Source organism: Bacteroides sp. OF04-15BH (genome assembly GCF_003477995.1).
Taxonomy (GTDB): Bacteria; Bacteroidota; Bacteroidia; order Bacteroidales; family Bacteroidaceae; genus Paraprevotella.
Genome location: NZ_QUEM01000007.1, coordinates 116,517 through 140,047, shown reverse-complemented (window position 1 = coordinate 140,047; position 23,531 = coordinate 116,517). Strand labels below are relative to the sequence as shown.

At 45.4% G+C, this 23,531-nt stretch carries 19 protein-coding genes; 11 read left to right on the top strand and 8 right to left on the bottom strand.

The window, feature by feature from the left end; translation table 11 throughout:
- Positions 1-556: 556 nt before the first annotated feature.
- The 5 genes from DXA74_RS16290 to DXA74_RS04915 all read right to left on the bottom strand — a co-directional run bounded on the left by DXA74_RS16290 (position 557) and on the right by DXA74_RS04915 (position 5,500).
- Positions 557-1,783, bottom strand: coding sequence for a choice-of-anchor J domain-containing protein (locus DXA74_RS16290; RefSeq protein ID WP_158576019.1), 1,227 nt, complete (start codon positions 1,781-1,783; stop codon positions 557-559).
- Between the two features lie 208 nt (positions 1,784-1,991).
- Positions 1,992-2,972 carry a patatin-like phospholipase family protein gene (locus tag DXA74_RS04930; RefSeq protein ID WP_158576018.1) on the bottom strand — a complete coding sequence of 327 codons (981 nt, stop codon included), beginning with the start codon at positions 2,970-2,972 and terminating at the stop codon, positions 1,992-1,994.
- Between the two features lie 8 nt (positions 2,973-2,980).
- Complete coding sequence (locus DXA74_RS04925) at positions 2,981-3,838, bottom strand: DUF5715 family protein (protein WP_233550462.1); 858 nt, start codon at positions 3,836-3,838, stop codon at positions 2,981-2,983.
- A gap of 194 nt (positions 3,839-4,032) precedes the next feature.
- Positions 4,033-4,746, bottom strand: a complete 714-nt coding sequence (locus DXA74_RS04920) for a hypothetical protein (protein WP_118525706.1) — start codon at positions 4,744-4,746, stop codon at positions 4,033-4,035.
- 43 nt (positions 4,747-4,789) lie between these two features.
- Entirely contained in the window at positions 4,790-5,500 is a 711-nt protein-coding gene (locus DXA74_RS04915) for a VanW family protein (RefSeq protein WP_199666088.1), read from the bottom strand.
- A gap of 681 nt (positions 5,501-6,181) precedes the next feature.
- Here DXA74_RS04915 and DXA74_RS04910 point away from each other — a divergent pair.
- From DXA74_RS04910 to pyrF, 11 genes are all read left to right on the top strand, one after another.
- Positions 6,182-7,204: a PhoH family protein gene (locus tag DXA74_RS04910; RefSeq protein WP_118525704.1), complete on the top strand. Its 1,023-nt coding sequence runs from the start codon at positions 6,182-6,184 to the stop codon at positions 7,202-7,204.
- Positions 7,205-7,248: 44 nt separating this feature from the next.
- Positions 7,249-8,199 (top strand): phosphoribosylaminoimidazolesuccinocarboxamide synthase, encoded by a 951-nt coding sequence (locus DXA74_RS04905; protein ID WP_118525703.1) that lies wholly within the window; start codon positions 7,249-7,251, stop codon positions 8,197-8,199.
- A gap of 12 nt (positions 8,200-8,211) precedes the next feature.
- A complete protein-coding gene (gene ubiE / locus DXA74_RS04900) occupies positions 8,212-8,946 on the top strand; it encodes a bifunctional demethylmenaquinone methyltransferase/2-methoxy-6-polyprenyl-1,4-benzoquinol methylase UbiE (protein WP_118525702.1) in 735 nt (244 codons plus the stop codon).
- 7 nt (positions 8,947-8,953) lie between these two features.
- A complete protein-coding gene (locus tag DXA74_RS04895) occupies positions 8,954-9,700 on the top strand; it encodes a shikimate dehydrogenase (protein WP_118525719.1) in 747 nt (248 codons plus the stop codon).
- Positions 9,701-9,708: 8 nt separating this feature from the next.
- Positions 9,709-10,692, top strand: a complete 984-nt coding sequence (locus DXA74_RS04890; RefSeq protein WP_118525701.1) for an alpha/beta hydrolase — start codon at positions 9,709-9,711, stop codon at positions 10,690-10,692.
- A 44-nt stretch (positions 10,693-10,736) separates the two neighbouring features.
- A complete protein-coding gene (locus DXA74_RS04885) occupies positions 10,737-11,660 on the top strand; it encodes a TPM domain-containing protein (RefSeq protein WP_118525700.1) in 924 nt (307 codons plus the stop codon).
- Between the two features lie 27 nt (positions 11,661-11,687).
- Positions 11,688-12,272, top strand: a complete 585-nt coding sequence (locus DXA74_RS04880) for a LemA family protein (protein ID WP_118525718.1) — start codon at positions 11,688-11,690, stop codon at positions 12,270-12,272.
- Positions 12,273-12,365: 93 nt separating this feature from the next.
- Positions 12,366-13,532, top strand: a complete 1,167-nt coding sequence (locus tag DXA74_RS04875; protein ID WP_118525699.1) for an AIR synthase-related protein — start codon at positions 12,366-12,368, stop codon at positions 13,530-13,532.
- 21 nt (positions 13,533-13,553) lie between these two features.
- Entirely contained in the window at positions 13,554-13,754 is a 201-nt protein-coding gene (locus DXA74_RS04870; protein WP_118525698.1) for a hypothetical protein, read from the top strand.
- Complete coding sequence (gene prfA / locus DXA74_RS04865) at positions 13,755-14,864, top strand: peptide chain release factor 1 (protein WP_118525697.1); 1,110 nt, start codon at positions 13,755-13,757, stop codon at positions 14,862-14,864.
- A gap of 73 nt (positions 14,865-14,937) precedes the next feature.
- Entirely contained in the window at positions 14,938-15,762 is an 825-nt protein-coding gene (gene pyrF / locus DXA74_RS04860) for an orotidine-5'-phosphate decarboxylase (RefSeq protein ID WP_118525696.1), read from the top strand.
- A gap of 51 nt (positions 15,763-15,813) precedes the next feature.
- Here pyrF and DXA74_RS04855 read toward each other — a convergent pair whose 3' ends face one another.
- The 3 genes from DXA74_RS04855 to DXA74_RS04845 form a co-directional block, all read right to left on the bottom strand.
- Positions 15,814-17,967, bottom strand: a complete 2,154-nt coding sequence (locus tag DXA74_RS04855; RefSeq protein ID WP_118525717.1) for an HRDC domain-containing protein — start codon at positions 17,965-17,967, stop codon at positions 15,814-15,816.
- Positions 17,968-18,100: 133 nt separating this feature from the next.
- On the bottom strand, positions 18,101-20,092 hold the full coding sequence (locus tag DXA74_RS04850) for a RagB/SusD family nutrient uptake outer membrane protein (protein ID WP_118525695.1): 1,992 nt from the start codon (positions 20,090-20,092) through the stop codon (positions 18,101-18,103).
- A 13-nt stretch (positions 20,093-20,105) separates the two neighbouring features.
- Positions 20,106-23,498: a SusC/RagA family TonB-linked outer membrane protein gene (locus DXA74_RS04845; RefSeq protein ID WP_233550461.1), complete on the bottom strand. Its 3,393-nt coding sequence runs from the start codon at positions 23,496-23,498 to the stop codon at positions 20,106-20,108.
- Positions 23,499-23,531: the final 33 nt, after the last annotated feature.

The following is a 23,531-nucleotide window of genomic DNA, read 5'->3' as shown; positions in this document are numbered from 1 at the left end:
CCACCAAATATTTTCCAAAGAATTTTTCAAGGGGAAATCTTACAAAAGCCCCTAAAACTGCTTTAAAAGCCCGATTAATATGCTGTATAACATAGTTTTAAGTGATAAAATCAGAAGAGAAAAAATCTTCAAAAAAAAATATATTTTCTTTCATCGTTTACAGTCCAGCAACAAAATATGCCTGTTTTTAGCTCAAAAAACATTCCATAAATACCCAAACAAAAACAGGATAAATTAAAAAACGAACTATAGAAACATATAAAGAGAACAGAAGTCCTCTCCCAAAACAGATAACTTTCGCGGCAAATCCAAATGTGAACCTAAAACTTGAGATTCAACCACTCCAAAAGACAAAAGCATGAAGAAACGATAACTCAAAACAGAACTTACAGGATTCTTTGTAAGTGAAAGAACTGGAATCCGTATTTTTCAGAAGAATCTTTCTTCGTTCTGAATTTCTTTATCGTTTGAGCCAGTACATCAAATAAAAAAGAGAACAAGCCTATGCGACCTGTTCTCTTTTTATTAATTAAACGATACGATATAAAAGGTAGAATTACTTCAATACCTTCTGTACTTTATTACCTTTCTTTACCAGATAGATTCCTTTCTTCAGGCCATCCAAAGAAGAACCGACCTTAACGCCATTCAGGGTATAAACCTCTACAGGAGCGTTAACCGCATCTTCTACAGAAGAAATTCCACTTGCAATTGGAGCAACAACCTTCATATTGTCAACCTCCCAAGTTGGAGCAACATCTGCAGTACTTACATATTTATATGCGATATATACTTTCTTACCGCAATAAGCAGTAAGATCGATATCACCTGCATCCACGAAAGTCCAGTTGTTACCAGCCGGATAATTCGCAATTGTCAACTCGGTCCAAGTGGCAGCAGCTACATCACCTGCGTAGTCTGTAGAAGCAAATACCTTGATATGCTCTGCAGCAACTCCTGAGTTCAAGACGTTCAAAGCATGACGGAAGCTCAAAGTAGCCTTTGTAACTGCACTCAAATCAATGGCAGGACTTACAGCCCAAGACTCGGCAACATTGTTCACCTTATTGGCATAGGCACTTGCTTTCAGATAACCATAGCTATCGCCCTTCCAAACATACTCCAAGTCACCCTTTTCAACATCCTTGAATTCAAATCCGGCAACATCGCCTTTGTCAAATGAGCTTTCAAACAGAACCTTTTCTGTTGGTTCCGGATCAACAGTACCGCCACCATCAACGATACCACCATCTTCTGTTGTCAAAGAAGCATCATCGAGCAACAAATCCTTTCCCGGATTCTTCGGATTCATCAACACCAGATTCAGTTTTGTCTCTTTGTCTAAAGTAAAGGTATCGGCAACGAGCACCCACTTGCCATTGGTAATATCATTATGATATACACCATACTCATAATTGCCCATACTTCCGTCTTCGTTTACCGGAGCATATCCAGGACGAGCAGAAGCATTCTCCTCTGTTGCAGCCTTAGCATAAATAGAGAAGATGTAGGTTCCCGCTTTCAAAGTCATTTCCTCAGAGCCCAAACGCTTGTTGCTGCTTGTTCCTTTCAACAGAACAGAAGAAGAACCGGTGCGAGCCTCAGCAGACTGAGAAATGGTTCCATTACTTGCTGTTGTTGTAGATACCCAATGGGCAGGTTTATCTTCAGACCACTCTTCAAAGCTGGCATTAGAAAGCAAATTAGTCTGCGCCATGGCTGTTCCACCCATCAACAAGAAAGAGAACGCCATCCAATTTTTAATAGAAGTAAAATTTTTCATAAGCTAATCATTTTAGAGTTCATTTCACCTTAGCAAATATAACTGTTCCGTTTTAAAATCGGAAATCTTTCCGAGGAAAAAAGAAAAGAAAAAACTCTTTTATAGATTTCCGAATCAGATGATGAAGAATACATTACAAGAAAAGGAAGATGCAGAGCTGCCTGTTCCCAGCAAACCTGCATCTTCCTTGTCATAAAATATTCTTTTTTCAAGCATTACGGTGCAACAACCGCAATAGTTTACGCCAATCGAACCGCTTCGGGGACGATCCATCCTTCCGTGTCTCTTCCTTCGCCTCCAAAACATTCAGAACATTACGGGTATGCTCCTGCCCCATTTGAATCATTCGGGCACACTCGGCAAAACTGAAAAGTCCGCAAGATGCTATCGGAATCTCAATCAAGGCATCAACAGCAGCTGATTGTATAGCCACCTCGGCCAAACGCTTGGAAGCCAGTTCCGACATTAAACGCAAAGTAGTAAAGTATCCCATTTTCTTATGCGTATCGTCAAATACAGACTGCACCAGATTACCTTTCCAGGCTTTCAGCTCCGACCAACGAGCGCGCATCTGGGAAACAACTCCTCCTTCAGTAGCAGTCTTCTCTGGTACATCGGCCACATTTTCCGTTTCAAACACCGGCGACGCATATAGATTGACAGCCACCAGCAGATCCCCCTCCTTGCGATGAAGCAGATTCAACGGCAACGGATTTACCACACCCCCGTCTACAAGCCAACGATCCGCCTCATGCACCGCGGTAATCACTGCCGGTATGGCCACCGAAGCACGAATTGCCCGATACACACTGCCGGTTTCATAAACCACATCTTCTCCGGTATTCATATCTGTGGCCACAATACTAAGTCTTACGGGCAAATCTTCCAAATTACAGTCTGGAGCAAACTCCTGCAAACGCTCTATCAGTTTCTGTCCTTTAATAAAGCCTTGATCGGAAAAGGTAAAATCCAACTGTGAGAAAATAGCCTGAGCTCCATCTTCCAAAATGAAATCTGCAAACTCCTGCAATTTACCCATCGCATACATAGCGCCTACCACAGAGCCGATGGAACATCCGGATATGGAATGAATAGAATAGCCTCTTGACAAGAGTTCGCGGATTACGCCAATGTGAGCCATTCCCCGCGCACCGCCTCCCGAAAGCGCCAAAGCAACCTGTCTGCCCATAAATCTGATCATTTAACCGTTATATGAAAACAAGCCTGATGCACCTCGTACTTGATATGGCAAAGCCCCTCCTGACGCACATCACGAAGAACTTCCGAAAGTACCCATTTCAAGGTATCATTTCGTACCGCCCGACGCTCGGCGCTATCAGGATGCTGCACCGTTACGTAACGGTTATAAGCAATGTCGAAGGTTGTTCCAAAACGGTGACAACTTTCTTCGGATGCATTCTGGTTATAACGTCGCAATTTGCGCACATCTTCTTCGGTACGCAATACGGACGATACGATAATTTTATGAAGAGGAATTCCTTTTACAGCCAGAGAATCCAGAAAATTACGGCTGATCTTCTGCAGCAAATCGCTTGCTCGGGGCACCAGATAAGGAATTGAACGGTTCATGCGGGAATCTATATCATAAAACGGATTGCTGCCTATATAGACCAGTTCATCCTTACGGTGTTCGGCCTGTTCGCGATCTTTTACGGGAGAAACACCCCACTTACGGGCGGATACGATCTGCACATCCTGCAAATCCGGAAATTCCTTTCGGAAACTGCCCACACTGTATATTCTGTTCTTGACAATCTTCCCCAAAGAATCTGTAACAAAGCGTGTCGGGGTATGTGCCAGATAAAGCAATTTGGAACAGCCCTGTGAAGAATCCGGCTCATCCGCTTCGTTTACTTCCAGACTCTCTGCCACCGGCAGGTTCTGGACAGAATGAGCAGCAGTATCGGCCGGAGCCTCATCTGCAGGATGCTGATATACACGAACAACAGATGGATTCACACACCGTACAATAGCCAATACCAACACGGTAGAGGAAACCAGTCCTATATAGATTTTTTTCTTTAGTCTTCTCAATTTTATCCTTGTTTAATGTCGCACAAAGATAGTAAAACTAGACCGAATTCAAACACAATAATCAAAGAATCTCTCAGTCGGTTCTTCCAAACATTGATCATGCCTTTCAGGCTCCGAACAGGCAGACGAATCCAGGTTGTAAAAGATAAAGAAAAAGAGTCCGGTGACAAGCGAAGTGCTCCCCCAACCGGTTTCTATTCCTCATCCAGTCCAAATTCCTGATCAAAAGCCTTCTTCCATGCTTCTTTCCGTTCCTCTATTTGCTCAAAGTTAGAAAGGAAAGCGTAAGCTGTAACAAAACGCAACTCTTCGCACTCCTTCAAATATTTTGCCGGAACCTCTGGTGCTCTAACCGTATTTTCCACGTGCAGGGTATCTCCTTCACGCAGTGTTCTAAAATAGAACATATTACTATATCCTATAGGCTGATCACCCGACATAATGAAATAGTGCAAATCTGCCGGATTCTGTTCCTGAGTAAACACGACATCAAACTCAACTTCCAATCGCAAGCTTTCATTTTTCCGTTTCGTCATCTTCATTTCCGGAAGCAGCACTTTGGTTATTTTTATATCAGAGACAATACGATAGGGCAAACTATCTGACATGGTATAAGGAATCGTTTTTCCAATCATCTCATCCGCCAAAGGCTGAGCCTTTTCTTCAGCCTTTTTCATAGAAGCCTCAAAATTGGAATATGCCAAAAGAGCGTCTTCCCCTTTGATGTCTTCCCCATTGTTCATACTGTTTATCAACTCCTTCGTACTATTCAGAAAACCGACCAACTCTTCCTCATAAATGGAAGGGATCTCACCAAAAATACTATCTCCACCGCGGGAACAACCGGAGAAGCCAAAATTCAAAGCGACCAAAGACAAGGTCCCTACAATAAAAGCTTTTGTTTTCATGATGTTTTTAATTTAAAGATGAATATTATAATTGCTATCAAGTTCACTTCTGGGATTCCACGTCACGAATATCCAGTCCTGAGGGATCGTACATCACTCGGGCATGATTTCTCCGTATGGTTTCACACTTGATACAGACTCCCGTCACTTTATCAATTGTCTCCCGAACAACGGAACCATTACGGAAAACGATACCGTTCTCGCGGGAAAAGAATTCGTTTTCTGCATGAATGTGATAACTACAGGACTGAGGACGCTCGGCACGTAATTCCCCTCGCAAATACTCTCCGTCTGTAAACACCAGTAACTGATAGGTGTTATCCGTATCATTACGGAAGCGGTAGTCCAAATAATTATAGACTATGCTTGTACCTGTACCAAACGGAATCTGCCGATGATAATCGGGAAACAAATCCAGGCCGTCATGATGGTGGTGCTCCACAATCTTCAAATCAGAATGCAAAACCATCCAATGAATCAGATTGGTAAACTGACAAAGTCCTCCTCCATATCCCTGCGACGCCTGTCCTTTCGAAATCGTCAATCCTTTTTTATAACCATGCTGTTTATCATCGGGTCCCACCAGTTTCCAAAAAGAAAATATTTCGCCGGGCTTGATCAGAATACCATTGACACAAGGAGCAGCAAGCGACAGGTTTACCGCCTTATTCTCCTGCAAATGCATTTCGGTGTTTCCTAATCTCCGGCGAATCAGCGAACCGTGGCGGTATATCAGAACGGGCAAACGCTCCATACTTTTATCACAAGCCAACTTCTCCCGACTGAAAAAGTCCTGTACATGTCGCAGTAAGATACATTTCTTTCTGGAAATCTGATATGTCCAAGGGGAAAGTTCACAAAACAATTTTCTTTTTCTGGTAGCAGCCATACAGCTTTTGATTTTATTTTTAAATCTAAATACTGGTCGCAATATTACGTTTTTATTTTGAGAATAAAGAATTGCATCATATATTTTTACACAAAAACTTTCTTACCAAAGAAAGTCCTACGTTCTTTCAAAACATGATGATGATATTCCGAGATTCAAAACCTCATTAATAAAAAGACCATGAAACACTGATATCTATCCCATTATTCCTAAAATACACTTTCCTTGAAAAAGTTCTTCTCTCATATTTCCGCATAAAAACATTCTTCAAGGTTCAGCTTCCCTTCCAGCTAAAAAGTATATACAAAAGTACATTGCCTTACTATTTCCAAAACAAGGTTGATTGCATGAGGATAAAACAAAAGAAAAAGACAAAATCAATCTACAACAGATAAATTCAAAACAGCCGGCCATATTCCCCGTACAAAAGCTCATTCTTACAGAAAAATGCTGTTCAACAAATAAAACTTATCCGACAACAACAAATATAGTAAAAAGGTGGTGAATTCGAAACAGAATGATTAAATTTGCATCAAAATTAGATAAATGATAGAGAAGCATATCGTACTGGAAGATATTGACCCCATCATCTTTTATGGGGTGAACAATGTGAACATGCAAATGATCAAGGCATTATACCCCAAACTGCGCATTGTAGCACGGGGAAATGTCATCAAGGTCATGGGCGATGAGGAAGAAATGTGCGCTTTTGAAGAGCACATTCTGGCCATGGAAAAGCACTGCGCCAAATACAACAGCCTGAAGGAAGAAGACATTCTGGCCATCATCAAAGGCAATAAACCGGAAAACAAGGATCACGGGGATGTCATTGTGTACAGCATCACCGGAAAACCGATTACCGCGCGCAGCGAAAACCAACAGAAACTCGTAAAGGCTTATCAGGAAAAGGATATGATCTTTGCTGTGGGTCCGGCCGGTTCCGGAAAGACATACACCAGCATCGCCTTGGCTGTACGCGCGCTGAAGAATAAAGAAATCCGGAAAATCATCTTAAGCCGCCCGGCCGTAGAAGCCGGTGAAAAGCTGGGTTTCCTTCCGGGAGATATGAAAGAAAAGATTGACCCGTATCTGCAACCGCTGTACGATGCCCTCGAAGATATGATTCCTGCCGTGAAACTACAGGAGTTCATGGAACAGAAAGTGATTCAGATTGCCCCGTTGGCCTTTATGCGCGGACGCACCCTGAACGATGCCGTAGTGATTCTCGATGAAGCACAGAACACCACAACGGCACAAATCAAAATGTTCCTCACCCGTATGGGTATGAATACCAAAATGATCATTACGGGAGACACCACTCAGATTGACTTGCCTCCTTCACAGCGTTCAGGACTTGTCGAGGCCATGCACATCCTGAAAAACGTCAATGATATTGCTTTTGTGGAACTCAGCAAAAAAGATATCGTGCGCCATAAACTGGTTTCCAAAATTGTGGAAGCATACGACCACTACGACAAGAAGCAGCACGCTTCCAAAAAGAAAAGTCACAAAAAAGAAGAGAGCCCTACTCCTATTTTTTCAGACCTGCAAGGTTTGGGCGACAACTAATTCTCAGAAAAAGATTCATCCAATCATATATAAATTAAAAGAATATGAAAGCATTAACTCAAACAGATTTCAATTTCCCGGGACAGAAAAGCGTATATCATGGTAAAGTACGCGATGTGTATAACATCAATGACGACCTGTTGGTAATGGTTGCCACTGACCGTATCTCAGCTTTCGACGTAATCCTGCCTAAGGGTATTCCTTTCAAGGGACAGATGCTGAACCAGATTGCAGCCAAGTTCCTGGATGCAACCAGTGATATCGTACCTAACTGGAAGCTGGCTACTCCAGACCCTATGGTAACTGTGGGATTGAAATGTGAAGGTTTCCGCGTGGAAATGATCATCCGTGGCTACCTGACCGGATCTGCATGGAGAGAATACAAGAACGGCTGTCGCGAACTGTGTGGCGTAAAACTGCCGGAAGGAATGAAGGAAAACCAGAAGTTCCCGACTCCAATCATCACTCCGACAACTAAGGCTGATGCCGGACACGATGAGAACATCTCTAAGGAAGAGATCATCGCTCAGGGCCTCGTTAGCAAGGAAGACTATGAGCTGATGGAGAAATATACTTATGCTTTGTTCGAAAGAGGAAGCGAGATGGCTGCCAGCAAAGGCCTCATCCTGGTAGATACCAAATATGAGTTTGGTAAGAAGGACGGCAAGATCTATCTGATCGACGAAATCCACACTCCGGATTCAAGCCGCTATTTCTATGCTGAAGGCTATCAGGAGAAATTCGAGAAGGGCGAGCCTCAGAAACAGCTTTCTAAGGAATTCGTACGCCAGTGGCTCATCGACCACAACTTCATGGGCAAGGAAGGACAGCAGGTTCCGGAAATGACCGACGAATATGTAAACAGTGTTTCAGAGCGTTACATGGAGCTGTATGAAGGTATCACCGGCGAAAAGTTCCAGAAAGCCGACGATCACGCAGACTTGGCTGCACGCATTGAAAAGAACGTAACAGAATATCTGAACAATAACAAATAAGCTTTACTTTTTGTGTACGAACAAGAAAAGATAAAGCCCTATGGTTCGGAAGGCGATAAGCGGAAGCAGGTGGAACAAATGTTCGACAACATCTCTTCCACTTATGACCTTCTGAATCATTCTTTGTCTCTTGGCATAGACAAAGGATGGAGAAAAAGAGCCATTGACTCTCTCCGGGCATTCAATCCCCGCCACATGCTGGACATTGCCACCGGAACCGGTGATTTTGCGATTCTGGCAGCCCAGCGTCTTCAGCCGGAATCGCTCGTGGGAGCTGATATCTCGGAGGGCATGATGAATATCGGACGCAAAAAAGTGCAGGATCTGGGACTGGACAAAATCATATCTTTCCAAAAGGAAGACTGCACCAGTCTGTCGTTTGCAGACAATTCTTTCGATGCCGTTACCGTGGCTTACGGTGTGCGCAATTTCGACAATCTGGACCTGGGACTGAAAGAGATGCATCGCGTTCTTCGTCCCGACGGTCATCTGCTCATTGTTGAACTGTGTACCCCCAACCGCTTTCCGATGAAACAGCTGTTCCAGCTCTACTCACGGGTAGTCATGCCTCTGGCCGGTCGCCTTATCTCCAAAGACCGCAGTGCCTATTCTTATCTTCCGGCCACCATGGAAGCCTTTCCTCAAGGCGAAGTAATGCAACAGATCATCTACAAGGCCGGATATCGGGAAGTGTCGTTCAAACGCTTCACGGGAGGTATCTGCACCATGTATCTGGCAAAAAAATAATTTGATTATGAACAAATACGGACTTCTGGGCTATCCTCTGAAACACTCCTTTTCCCGACAGTTCTTTACGGAAAAGTTTCAGAATGAGGGTATTGATGCCCAATATGTAAACTTTGAAATACCGGACATCTCTCTGCTGACCGACATTCTGGACCGGGAACCGGAACTCAAGGGCCTGAATGTAACCATTCCTTATAAAGAACAGGTCATTCCTTTCCTTCATGAAATCAGTCCTGAAGCCAAGGAAATCGGTGCAGTAAACGTGATTCGCATCACCCGCCCCAAGGGTATCCCTCATTTAAAGGGATTCAATTCGGATATCATCGGCTTCCAGGAGTCTCTGAAACCGCTTTTACAGCCTCATCATCGAAAAGCCTTGATTCTGGGCACAGGAGGTGCTTCCAAAGCAGTAAAAGTAGGCCTGGAACAGTTGGGTATCGAAACTTGCTACGTAAGCCGAAGTGCCGGAGCCAACCGAATCACTTATGCCCAATTAGACGAATCCATCATCCAGGAACACCTGATTATTGTGAACTGCAGCCCTTGCGGCATGTTTCCACATAACGAGGAGTGTCCGAACATTCCTTATCAACTGCTCACTCCCCAGCACTTGCTTTATGATCTTGTTTATAATCCGCTGGAAACAGAATTCATGAAACGGGGAAGGCAACAGGGAGCTACGGTTAAAAACGGTCTGGAGATGCTCCATCTGCAGGCTATAGCAGGATGGAATTTCTGGAATGGCAATGAATAATTTTTTTTATGAAGACAAATCAGAAAAAGAAAAGGATAATACAGGTAACCGGTGTTATCCTTATTTTAATTATAGCCCTCTTAGCCGGAAGCAGCCTATATCTGCAATGGTATGCCCTTCAGGCACAAGGTAACCCTAGAGGCAAAGATATTAACGGCTCTTATGAGTACATGTATGAAACTTATCCGCACATTCAGTCATGGGCAGACAGTTTGCGCCAAAACAAAGCGTTGAAGGATACATTCATCATCGCAGATGACGGTAGCCGTCTGCATGCCCTGTATGCCTATGCCGATTCAGTGACCGACCGCACGGCGGTTATTGTGCATGGCTATACGGACAATTCCGTGCGCATGTTGCACATTGGCTACTTGTATCACCATGACCTGAAATATAATATCCTTCTCCCCGACCTGCGTTTCTCGGGATTGAGCGAGGGGTCCTACCTGCAAATGGGCTGGAACGACCGGAAGGATGTGTTGCGCTGGATGGATATAGCCAATGGAATCTTTACGCGTCACGGCGGATTCAGCCAAACTCAGATGGTGGTTCACGGCATATCCATGGGAGGGGCCACCACCGTATGTGTCAGTGGCGAACCGCAGCAACCTTATGTGCGCTGCTTTGTAGAGGACTGCGGGTTTACCAGTGTGTGGGACGAATTCTCGGGAGAACTGAAAAATCAGTTCGGACTGCCGGAATTTCCTTTGCTTTATGCAGCCAGCACCATGACCAAACTACGTTACGGTTGGAGCTTCACCGAGGCAGCCGCTCGCAAGCAAGTAGAGAAATGCACCCTGCCGATGTTCTTTATTCATGGGGATCAGGATACCTTCGTTCCCACTTGGATGGGCGACACGCTCTATGCCCATAAAAAGGGAGAAAAGGAATATTGGAAAGTACCGGGCGTAGAACACGCACGCTCTTATCTGCAATTCCCTAAATTATATACCGAAAAGGTAAAAAACTTTACGGAAAAGTATATTCATTAGAATAATATCGTATCTTGCATATTATAATGATAAAACAGAAAACTATGAGACGCTTTATCCTGTTTTTAAGCTGTTTCCTGCTTCTGGCCATCCGCATACAGGCTGCCAGTTATACCCCGGAATCCCTGCCTATGGTCTACCTTCAGGACCAGACCCGCCATGTGGTTAATCCCGACGGTATTCTGTCGGCCGGATGCGTGGAAGCTATGGATTCTCTGCTTTGGAATCTGGAACAGAATAAAGGAGTGCAATCCGTCGTGGCCGTGGTGGAAAGCATCGAAAACGATGACTGCTATGAATTCTGCATGCAGCTGGCTCGTCTGCACGGAATCGGTTCGAAGGCCAATACCGGACTGATCATCCTGCTCTCCACCCAAAACCGTTGTTATCAGATTCTCACCGGTACCGGTCTGGAAGGTACCCTGCCCGATGCCATCTGCCGGCGCATTGAAAACCAGAAGATGGTACCTTTCCTGAAACAAGGCAACTGGGACCAGGCCATGTACCAGACCGTTTACAGTGTATGCAAGGTTATTGAAGGCGATCCCACTCTGATCAACGAACTCACCGGAAAGAAGGAACAAGAAGGAGGAAACACCGGACTTTACTTTGTAGGAGCCATCATCCTGCTTTTCATTCTCATCTCCTGGTACAGTGGCCGGCAACGCAACACCTGTCCACACTGCGGCAAAAAGGGACTGGTACGCATAAATTCCAACATCATGGTTGACCGCATCCACCGCATAGAACATCATCAGGAAACATTCCGCTGCCCACACTGTGGACAACTGACTCACCGCAAACATGACGAACCGATGGACAACGGAACCGGATTCGGGGGTATGGTACCTCCCATCATGGGCCCGTGGGGCGGTTTCCATCGCGGAGGCAGTTCGTTCGACGGACCGCAAGGAGGCAGTTTCGAAGGCGGAGACTTCGGCGGAGGCGGTTCCGGAGGAGAATTTTAAACAAACCCAAACTAGAATAACATGTATATGAAGACAAAGAAAATTCGCAATTACATTCTGGCACTTACTGCCCTGTTCTCACTGAACAGCTGTTCTTATAACGAAATGGTCGAGAAGGACGAAGCAGTTTCTACTGCCTGGAGCAATGTGGAAGTACAATACCAGCGCCGCTCTGATCTGATTCCGAATCTGGTGAGCACCGTAAAGGGATATGCCCAGCACGAGCAGAGCACTTTGCAGGCCGTGATGGAAGCCCGCAGCAAAGCGACCCAGATTACTGTAGATGCCGATAACCTGACTCCTGAAAAGATGAAGGAATATCAGCAGGCACAGGGAGAGATCAGCAGCGCATTAGGCAAGCTGTTGGCCATCACGGAAAACTATCCCGAATTGAAGGCCAACCAGAACTTCTCCGAGCTGCAAGCCCAACTGGAAGGCACCGAGAACCGTATCACCGAGGCACGCCGCCGCTATAACGAGTCGGTACAAGAGTACAATGTGCTGGTACGCTCCTTCCCGAACAATCTTTTTGCCAAGATGTTCGGATTTGACAAGAAGGAAAAGTACGAAGCCGAAAGCGGAAGTGAAAAGGCTCCGGAAGTGAAGTTCTAAAAATACGACGTTTTGGGCGTCTTTTTTGCCTACTCGGCAGAAAATCATTAATTTTGCATATTAAAATCAAACAGCAACTTAATTATTTGAATCATGAGTAATCAGCGTTACATGATGCGTGGTGTATCCGCAGCGAAAGAAGACGTACACAACGCCATTAAGAACATAGACAAAGGTATCTTCCCACAGGCTTTCTGTAAGATCATCCCGGATATTCTGGGCGGTGATCCGGAGTATTGCAACATTATGCATGCCGACGGAGCCGGAACCAAATCTTCACTGGCCTACATGTATTGGAAAGAAACCGGCGACCTTTCTGTATGGAAAGGCATTGCACAGGATGCCCTGATCATGAACACCGACGACCTGTTGTGTGTGGGTGCCGTAGACAACATTCTGGTATCCTCTACCATCGGACGAAACAAGATGCTGATTCCGGGCGAAGTAATCAGCGCCATCATCAACGGCACCGACGAGCTGCTGGCCGAAATGAGAAAAATGGGTGTAGGTATCTACGCAACCGGTGGTGAAACTGCCGACGTAGGCGACTTGGTACGCACCATTATCGTTGACTCTACCGTGACTTGCCGTATGAAGCGCAGCGATGTGATCGACAATGCGAACATCCGTCCGGGCGACGTGATCGTAGGTTTGAGCAGTTGCGGACAGGCTACTTACGAAAAAGAATACAACGGCGGTATGGGCAGCAACGGTCTGACCAGCGCCCGTCATGACGTGTTTGCAAAATATCTGGCAGAGAAATATCCGGAAAGCTACGACAAGGCTGTTCCAGAAGAACTGGTTTACAGCGGTAGCTACAAGCTGACCGACGAAGTGGAAGGCGCTCCGATCAATGCCGGCAAGCTGGTTCTTTCTCCGACACGTACTTATGCTCCGGTCATCAAGCGCATTTTGGACGAAATGAGAAGCGAGATTCACGGTATGGTACACTGCACCGGAGGCGCACAGACCAAAGTGCTGCACTTTGTCGGTGAAAACTGCCACGTCGTCAAGGACAACATGTTCCCTGTTCCTCCTCTCTTCAAGGCTATTGCTCAGGAGAGCGGTACCGATTGGGCCGAGATGTACAAGGTGTTCAACATGGGTCACCGCATGGAAATCTATGTATCACCGGAGCAGGCCGACCGCATCATCGAGATCAGCAAGAGCTTCAATATCGACGCTCAGGTAATCGGCCGTGTAGAGGAAGGTACCCGCTCATTGACCATCAAGAGCGAGTTCGGAGAGTTCAATTACTAATCCGCAAAACCCAAAAAGACAATGAAAAGAATCCTTTTTATTCTTTGTTGCCTCACTTCACTCGGAATTACAATTTACCTGACCTACAAAACTTGGGAAGGGTTTGCTGAACGCAGCTGGTATCAGAATCTGATCTATCTGATCGCTATTGTCGGCTGGTGCTTCATTACAGAAAAAGTATTCAACAAAAAATATAAATGGACTCAGAAGTTTTTTGAATAAATGGCAGAAAATACAATATTAAACAAGCTGGAAGGTCTGGTGAGCCGTTTTGAGGAAGTCTCTACCCTCATTACAGACCCCAACGTAATCAGCGACCAGAAGCGTTATGTGAAACTGACCAAGGAGTACAAAGACTTGGGCGACATTATGAAAGCGCGTAAAGAATATCTGGACACTTTGAAGAATATCGAAGACGCCAAAGAGATTCTGGCCGTAGAAGATGATCCGGAAATGAAGGAAATGGCTCGCGAAGAGCTGTCGGCCGCAGAAAAGCGCATTCCGGAAATTGAGGAGGAAATCAAGCTTCTGCTCGTTCCGGCCGATCCGGAAGATGACAAGAACGTGATTATGGAAATCCGTGGCGGTACGGGTGGCGACGAAGCTGCGCTGTTTGCCGGTGATCTGTTCAAGATGTACTCCAAGTATTGCGAGATGAAAGGCTGGAAGATTGCCATCTCCAGCTTCAACGAGGGTACAGCCGGAGGTTTCAAGGAAATCATTTTCAGTGTAACCGGTGAAAAAGTGTACGGAACTCTGAAATACGAATCCGGTGTGCACCGCGTGCAGCGTGTTCCGGCCACAGAAACTCAGGGCCGTGTGCATACATCGGCCGCAACCGTAGCCGTATTGCCGGAAGCCGAGGAGTTTGATGTAGAGATCAACGAAGGTGAAATCAAATGGGATACTTTCCGTTCCAGCGGTGCGGGAGGTCAGAACGTAAACAAGGTGGAATCCGGAGTGCGTGCCCGCTATATGTGGAAAAACCCGATTACCGGAGAAACCGAGGAGATTCTGATCGAATGTACCGAAACACGTGACCAGCCGAAGAACAAGGAGCGCGCACTGGCCCGTCTGCGTACCTTCATTTATGACAAGGAGCACCAGAAGTATCTGGACGACATTGCCAGCAAGCGTAAGACGATGGTATCTACCGGCGACCGTTCGGCCAAGATCCGTACCTACAACTACCCGCAGAGCCGCATCACCGACCACCGTATCGGTTACAACATGCAGAACCTGTCTTCGTTCATGGACGGTAACATTCAGGACTGCATCGACCAGCTGATCGTGGCCGAGAACGCCGAGCGCATGAAAGAAAGTGACCTGTAATCCAGAAGCACATTTCTTTCCATGTGGGTAAAGAAAACCGATAAAAAGAAGATCGATAAAAGATAAAGCAACTATGAACAGAAAAGATTTATTTGAGAACATCAAGAAGAAACAGTCTTTCCTTTGCGTAGGACTGGATACCGATATCAAGAAGATTCCGGAGCACCTGCTTCAGGAAGAAGATCCGATTTTTGCCTTCAACAAGGCCATTATCGATGCCACAGCTCCTTACTGTATCGCCTACAAGCCAAATCTGGCTTTCTATGAGAGCATGGGCGTTAAGGGATGGATTTCTTTCGAGAAGACCATCGCTTATCTGAACGAGCACTATCCGGATCAGTTCATCATTGCCGACGCCAAGCGCGGTGATATCGGTAACACTTCAGCCATGTATGCCCGCACCTTCTTCGAGGAAATCAAGTTGGACGCGGTAACCGTAGCTCCTTACATGGGTGAAGACAGCGTAACTCCTTTCCTGGGTTACGACAACAAGTGGGTGATTCTGTTGGCTCTGACCAGCAACAAGGGTTCACACGACTTCCAGCTCACTGAGGATGCTCAGGGCGAGCGTCTGTTTGAGAAAGTATTGAAGAAGAGTCAGGAATGGGGTAATGCCGACCAGATGATGTATGTAGTAGGCGCCACTCAGGGCAAGATGTTCGAAGATATCCGTAAGATTGCTCCGGATCACTTCCTGCTCGTACCGGGTATCGGTGCTCAGGGCGGTTCTCTGAGCGAGGTTTGCCAGTATGGTATGAACAGCCAGTGCGGTCTGATCGTAAACAGCAGCCGTGCCATCATCTACGCAGACAAGACCGAGAACTTTGCTGCCGTAGCCGGAATCAAAGCCAAAGAAGTACAGGAAGAAATGGCCAAGGAATTGCAGCGCATCCTGTAATCCGCCATCTTTCGACCTTATATACGGAACTCCCGGATTGCTTCCTGCCGTTCAATCGGCGGGAAACAATCCGGGAGTTCTGTTTTTATCCGGCTGGGACGCAGCAATGATCCGAAGCAGTTCTCTTCCATATTTACGCACCGTAACCTTACCGATAGAAGGCACCGACAACAAAGTTCGCTCATCAGTAGGACAAAGGCGTGCCAAGCCCAGCAAAGCCTTTTGCGGTAGGATTGTATATGGAGGTTTTCCCTGACGTACAGCTTCCTCCTGACGCCAACGCATCAGTCGGGCATACAGTTCGGGATGTAGCGGCACAGAAGATGCTGCTGTCCGCTCAGAGGCATCCCGGCGGAGCATTCGCGATTTATGAACATTCTCCTCCGCCTTCCTCAAAGAAAGCAAAGCCTTCTGTCGCAGGAAATCAGAAATCCGGAAGCCTTTTTCACTTACTGTTTTCAGCAAAGCCATACGCAGTCCGATTGCTTCGTCGAAAGCAGTCAAGGCCTTGTTGTATTTTCTTTTTACCTCCTGATTATCTATCTCCACGAGATACTGTTCCTTTTCTGTATTCCACACTTTCAAGCATTCCAGAAAATAGGAAGCCCCTCGACGGAAACGGTTCTGAAGGGATTCATTGTCGGAAAAATCAGGTTGCGCATATACCAGTCGCAAATACTGGTCGTGAAAACGGTCGCCCACCCGAAGCACCTCTTCCTGAAAGCGCTCCAGAAATGCTTTTGCTTTCTGAAGCACCTCGGGATACAGTTCATAAAGATATTCATCGAGTAAACGTACCAGGCGCTCCAGTTGTTCCGACAAACGGTGAAATACGAAAAGCGAATCCAGCTGCTCCAGAAAATATCCCCGCTCAAAAGCATTCATCTGTTCTTCATTCGGTACAGTTTCCAGGGCCTGATCCATAAAACGGGATATCTGCTCATCCTGAATCACAGCCTGCTCCGGTAAAGGTGCACTTAGAAAAAGGGCCTCGAGCGAGCGGCATCGGCTGAGAGCCACATAGGTCTGTCCGTGTGTAAAAGCCCCGGACACATCGATTATGGCATGGTCAAAAGTCAGTCCCTGACTCTTATGCACCGTAATGGCCCAAGCCAGTTTCAAGGGGAGCTGGCGGAATGTGCCGTCAATTTCTTCCACGATTTCATGCGTACTCTCGTCCAACCGATAACGGGCATTGGCCCACTCCATGGGTTCTACAGTCACCGTTTCCTCAGCATCCTGCAACTTTACCTCTACCCGATGTTCCGTTATGGCTACCACCCTCCCGATGCTGCCATTCACAAAGCGCCGCGGCACATTCAGGTCGTTCTTTACAAACAACACCTGCGCTCCTTCTTTCAGTTCCAATCGCGCCTCTGTGGGAAAAGAAAGCTCCGGAAAGACACCATTGATTGTTGCATCAAAAAAGAAAGATGTTCTGGGCAATGCCTCCAGTTTTTCTTTATTGACCTTTTGTGCCTGATGATTATGCGTCATCAGGCGGATATATCCTTCGCAAGCAGAAAGTTCTGTTTCCGGACGATAACGTCTATTCAACTCATGAATCAGTCCGGCATCCAACTGATGCGTCCGAATCCGATTGAGCATCGTCAGAAAACGGGTATCCGTCTGCCGGTAGACATGTTGCAGCTCTACCGTACAAAACCCAGCCTCACGCAATGCCTTACTCGAAAAGAAATAAGGACTGTCATAATAACGCGACAACAGATTCCATTCCTCTGCCTTATATACCGGGGGCAACTGCTGCACATCACCGATCAGCAATAGCTGCACCCCACCGAAAGGACGGTGCCGCTCCCGATAACGGCGAAGAACGTCATCAATGGCATCAAGCAGATCGGCACGCACCATACTCACCTCATCAATGACCAGAAGGTCCAGGCTACGCATCATTTTCTGCTTCTCGGCACTGAACTGAAAACGATATTCCGCATTACCGCCAAATGCCGATCCAGGCAGATAAGGAGCAAAAGGAAGCTGGAAAAAGGAATGAATCGTCATGCCTCCAGCATTGATAGCTGCAATTCCAGTTGGTGCCAGCACAATCATTCGCTTGGGGGCATCCTGAACCAAACGGCGCAAGAATGTCGTTTTACCGGTTCCAGCCCGTCCGGTAAGAAACAGGTTCACTCCTGTATTTCTAAGAAGCTGCAAGGCCAGCTCTTCTGGATTATTTTTATTCATCATCATGAAAGCAAGCATTCATAACTATACCAACATACATTTCCTATCTTCTCGTAAACGATATGTAAAGATATAAAAAAAGGGATGCACTCGGTTACGGTGCATCCCTTTTTCTCAAGTTATATTACCTTACTTATTTATAGCTTGGCAATTTCAAGTACCAATTCTCCTTATTTGATAACTTTTCATACAAGTTAATATACTCAGGAGAATTTTTATAATCTACTCCCGGTTCACGAGTATCACCACGACGGGCAATCTTGTCGGCAAACCAGTGAACACCGGCATCGCCCTTATGACTGGCAATACGCAACAAGTCCGGATAACGGTTTCCTTCCCATGCTGTCTCCAATGCCAACTCATCAACAATCAGATTTTCAACAGCATCAATTCTATAAGACAAACTATCCTGGGCAAATACACCGACAGTATCAACTCCCATCTCTTCACACTTCTTGAACACCATGTTCTTATATGTGTAATAAGTAGAGTCGGCAAATCCTACCTCACCACAACCACGTGAATGTACACCGACATTGGCTGCTTCAGTACCACTCAAGTAAGTAAAGTCTGAAGGGAAAGTCAAATAAGTTTTAGACTGTGCCTTATCATATTCACTCTGTGGTATGTAAGAACAAGCCTTGTTGGTTGTATAATAGATCTTCAGAGTATCGACCTCGCCCGTTTCTGTAGTATCGATCACAGTCTGATATTCCGGCAGGTATTCTCTACACAAACCATTCTTCAATATTGCGAAAGCATAGCTTGGGAAACCGGCACGGTTGATGGCTTCTGCAAAACGCAACCAAACCAAAGCCTTACGGTAAATAACCGGGAAAGTGTAACTGAAGCCTGAATAACAAGGTTTGCCAATAAACTTAGTTGTTGACACATTTCCACTACCCATGCTAATTACATCTCTCAAAATAGCCTGACGGGCATCTCCAGCTCCATCCAAGACTTTCACAGGTTCATCCTCCTTCTCACGTTCCAGATATTTCTGATCGGCACACAAGCTGAGATACTGCTGAGATGCACCCAACTGACGATAGGTTACATCTGGACTTGCAGTTACGGCAGCTGAGGTTGTAGCTTCTTCTTCCTTACCCTCTTCTGAATCTGTGCTCATTGATGAATTGGTGCGATATCCAAACACGTTTGCAACACCAGTCAGCACAGTTCCGTAAAGTTTACCGGCTGAACTAGGAATCACCGTAATCGCTTCTCCATTATAACTTTTTCCGGCAGGACTTGTTGTGGAAGAAAAGATTGAACTCCAACCGCTGTTAGAATAATCAATTTCACCGCTGAAACTAGACTTATCTGCAGTAGTAGTATACTGAGTAGGCAGGTAAGCTCCATTGTCCTTCAGATAATCATAATAGTTCTGGGCAGCCATCTCATAATCTGACTGTGTCTGGGCACCGGTCAAATAAATATCTCCCAAAACCAACTTAACCGGGAACATGGTCAGTGTGCTGGCAATATCCTGCGCACCGTTGTTGTAGTTGCCATAGTTCGGCAAAGAAACCTCTCTATAGCGCAACAAATCCGGAGTCAGTTTTTCAATCAGAGTTTCACGGTTCAATTTATTCTGAACCTTGTTAAAGTCAAACTCATCAATGAATCCCAAAGAGGTGATTGGTTCCGTGTAATACGGAACCTCACCATAATTGTTTACCAGCTGGAGATAAGTCCAGGCACGAACGGCCATAACCTGTGCAATTTCTTTCTCCATAACTTTTGTACCACCGCTGTTTGTTTTCAAAGAATCCACATCAGCCAGATAATTATTACAGCTGTTGATCACAGTATAATAATCCTTTACCTCCAAATAACGGCAGTCACCGTCGTTAGTCATATTAAAGTTGGCAATGTTGCTGATGGTATCAGCTGCATACGAAGTGGGATAAGTCAAATCTGCTCTAGCCTCTCCCAGAATCACATAGCGCTCTGCGATATTCTGCACAGCCTTCATAATACCCCAATATCCATACAAGGTATCATTAGCGTTGGTATGTGTAGTACGATCTGAATCTGCACTCAACATATCCTCGCAAGAAGTGGTTGAAACTCCAAGTCCGCAAGCAACCAACAAAGCGCATATAATTGATTTATTTTTCATTATACTCAATGTTTTACAAGTTAATAGAAACACCAATATTAAAGCTACGGGTCAATGGCATCATACCATTGTCAATTCCCTGATACAAAATGTTGTTTGAAGCGGAGATTTCCGGATCGGTACCCAAGTACTTGGTTACGGTGAATACATCATTGGCTTCACCCCAAACCTTCAGTCCCTGCAACCAGCTTGTTGACACTGGAATATCGTAAGTCAAACGGATGTTCTTGATCTTCAAGTAAGATCCGTCCTCGATCCAACGATCTGAGAAACGCTCGTTGTTTCTCCAGTTGTCACTGCTTGTATAGCAAGCACGTGGAATATCAGTCTGCTGTCCTTCGTAAGTCCAACGGTTAACCATTGCAGTGCTTTGGTTGTAGAAACTGTTTCCACCTTCAATCTTAGAGCGCTGGTAGTTATAAACATCATTACCCAAAGAATACTTCAAATTAACATTCAAAGTAAATCTCTTATAGCTCAGCATTGTGTAAATATTACCATAGATATCCGGATTCGGATCACCGATGACAACCTTGTCGGCTTCAGTAATCCAACCGTCACCATTCTGGTCTACAAAATGAACATCACCAGCCTGGAAGTTCTTTGATGCCAGATTTGCATCAGTCAATCCTGTCGGATATTTCAGATACTCCTTCTCACCGGTTGTCGGATTTACATGACACTTGGCGTCAGCATCTGAAGCAAAGACACCGGCAGTCTGATATCCATAGAATACTCCGGCTGCATGTCCTACTGCTGTCAGGACGTTATCCTCTCCGTAGATTGAAGAAGTGTAACCCTGAATCGTGCTTACCACCTTTTCGTTCTTGTAATCCTTGATCTCGATTACGTCAGAAGAAGGCAATTCAGTGATTTCATTCTTATAGTGACCTACGGTAGCACCTACCTGCCATTTCCAGTTCTTACGATTTACCAGAATCGCGTTGGCATTTACTTCAAAACCGGCATTCTTCATAGCACCGTTGTTTGTCCAGTACTCATCCAAACCGGTCATGTAGCTCACCTTCTCCTTAACCAACAGGTGATCGGTGTTTGCCCAATACAGGTTCAAACCAGCCTGCAAACGGTTGTTGATAAAGCTACCTTCCAATCCCACATTATATTGGGTTGTAGTCTCCCACTGAATCTTCGGGTTATCGATATTCTTCATCACCAAACCGATAGACTCTTTCAGGTACTTTTCTGAAGTCCAGTATGTGCTGGCTGCATAATAGTTGATATCATCATTTCCGGTCATATCATATCCGGCAGTCAACTTCAAATAGTTGATACCCTTGATTGACGGGAACCATTTTTCTGAAGAAATCAACCAACCCAACTGTACAGATGGGAATACTCCCCAGCTCACACCTGCCATCTGGAATCCCTGCTCGGTATTGTTACCAAAACGAGAAGAAGCCTGAGCGGCAACAGATGCCTGAATGAAATAACGGTTCATGAAGCTATAGTCTGCATTAGCGTAATAAGCCATATCAGACCAGTTATCGTTAGTACCGCTATACTGGATATACTTTCTACCATAGTTCAAGATTGGCATCTTATCATTGGTATTGTCATATCCTTTCAGGAAGCTGTAAGAATAAGAATAGTTGTTGTATCTCCAACCTCCAAATACATGGATATCATGTGCGCCATAATTCTCGCCCCAATCCAAACGGAAATCATTGTTGATGGTAGTCTGTTTTGTAAACTGAGACTTCAGCACACTGGTAACACTACCCAAGTTCTCCAACTGATAAGGAGAAGTACCGTTAACCGGCAGATAATATTTCTCGTTGTTTCTGCTCAGCGCATAGTTGAAACGGTTAGAAATAGAGAACTGCTTGGTGATCTGCCATTTCGGCATTACATTCAGGTTGAACTGAGTCAACTCCGCAAAGTTCTTCTCTTCACCCTTACCGTTTTCAAGAATCCAGTACGGATTGTTCAACACGGTATTAGAACCGTAAGCCGAAGCATACATAAACGGATTATCCAGAATGCTTGTGGCATCAGAAGCATACTTACCTGCGTAAATCAGGTTTTCCTTCAGCTTGTTGTCAGTACCGTCAATATAGTAACCATATTTGCTCAAGAACGGAGTCTGTACCAGACCCAATACGTTGATTGCAGCAATGTTCTGATCATCGTAATTCTCGGCCCATCCGTTATCCAGAATGTTATAAGCCATACGTGAATAAGCGATGTCCATTACGGTAGACAGATTCTTGGCAATCTTGATATCGGTGTTGAAGCGCAGGTTCAAACGGTTGAAGTCATTGTTCTTCATTGCCGAATTAGCCTGAGAATAACCCAAAGACAGGTTATACATAGCCACATCGTCACCACCTTCTACGCTCACCTTGTAATTCTGGGTCATCGTAGTGCGATACATCTCCTTATCCCAATCGGTTTCGTTATGATAAAGAGGATACCAGAAATAATCAGGATCCTGATTCAGGAAAGGAATCTGAGACAAAGAGGTAGTTCCTTTCACCTGATCTCCCAGCATATCGCCCAAATAAGCACGGAACTGCTCGGCATTCATCATGTCTGTAGTCTGTGGTTTCAGAACCACACCACCATAGATGTTTACATTGATCTTGGTAGCCATGCTCTTACCGCGCTTGGTATTGATAAGGATCACACCATTAGCACCCTTAGCGCCATAAAGAGCGGTACCGTTCTTCAAAACCTGGATACTCTCAATATCTTCCGGATCCAAACCAGAAAGAACATTGTTTACATAACCTACGTGCAAGCTGGTACGGTCATTCTGCATATCAATCATGTTACCGTCCAGAATAATCAAGGGCTGATTATTGGCATTCAAGCTGTGAATACCGCGAATCATCATATAAGCACCCTGAGCCGGTGTTCCGTTACGGTTGATGCTGCGTACATCTCCGGCCAACTGATTCTGAATTTCAGTCTCGGCAGACAGTGCACTAGAATTAGAAAGACTTACGGTATTCTGAGCAGTAATCACGGTTCCATCCTGATAGAAGCCTTTGAATTTGCTGCTGCTCAAAGAACCGTTGGCAACTCCGTCTTTCTTTACCGGAATCTGAATCGGATTGTAGTCCGGTGCAGAGACATAAAGTGCGTGTACAAATACAGGTACCTCAACTTTATATGAACCGTCCTCTTCGGTCAGGGCTGAATAAGCAGGATTATTCAAAGCCTGAACCATCACACCACTCATTGGCTGACCGGTAGCTCCGTCATAGATTTTACCGGTTACTTCCTTCATTTTATATTGAGGAGCTTTCTTCTTTGGTGCCGCTACTGAATCGGTAGCAGCAGAAGTAGCTACTGCATCCTGTGCCATCACCGCATTGGCTCCGGACAAGGCAAAGAGACAAACACTGGCTCTCAGTACCGACTGTATAAAGTTATTGCTCATATTCTTTTTCATTGTCTTCATTGTTTAATTGAA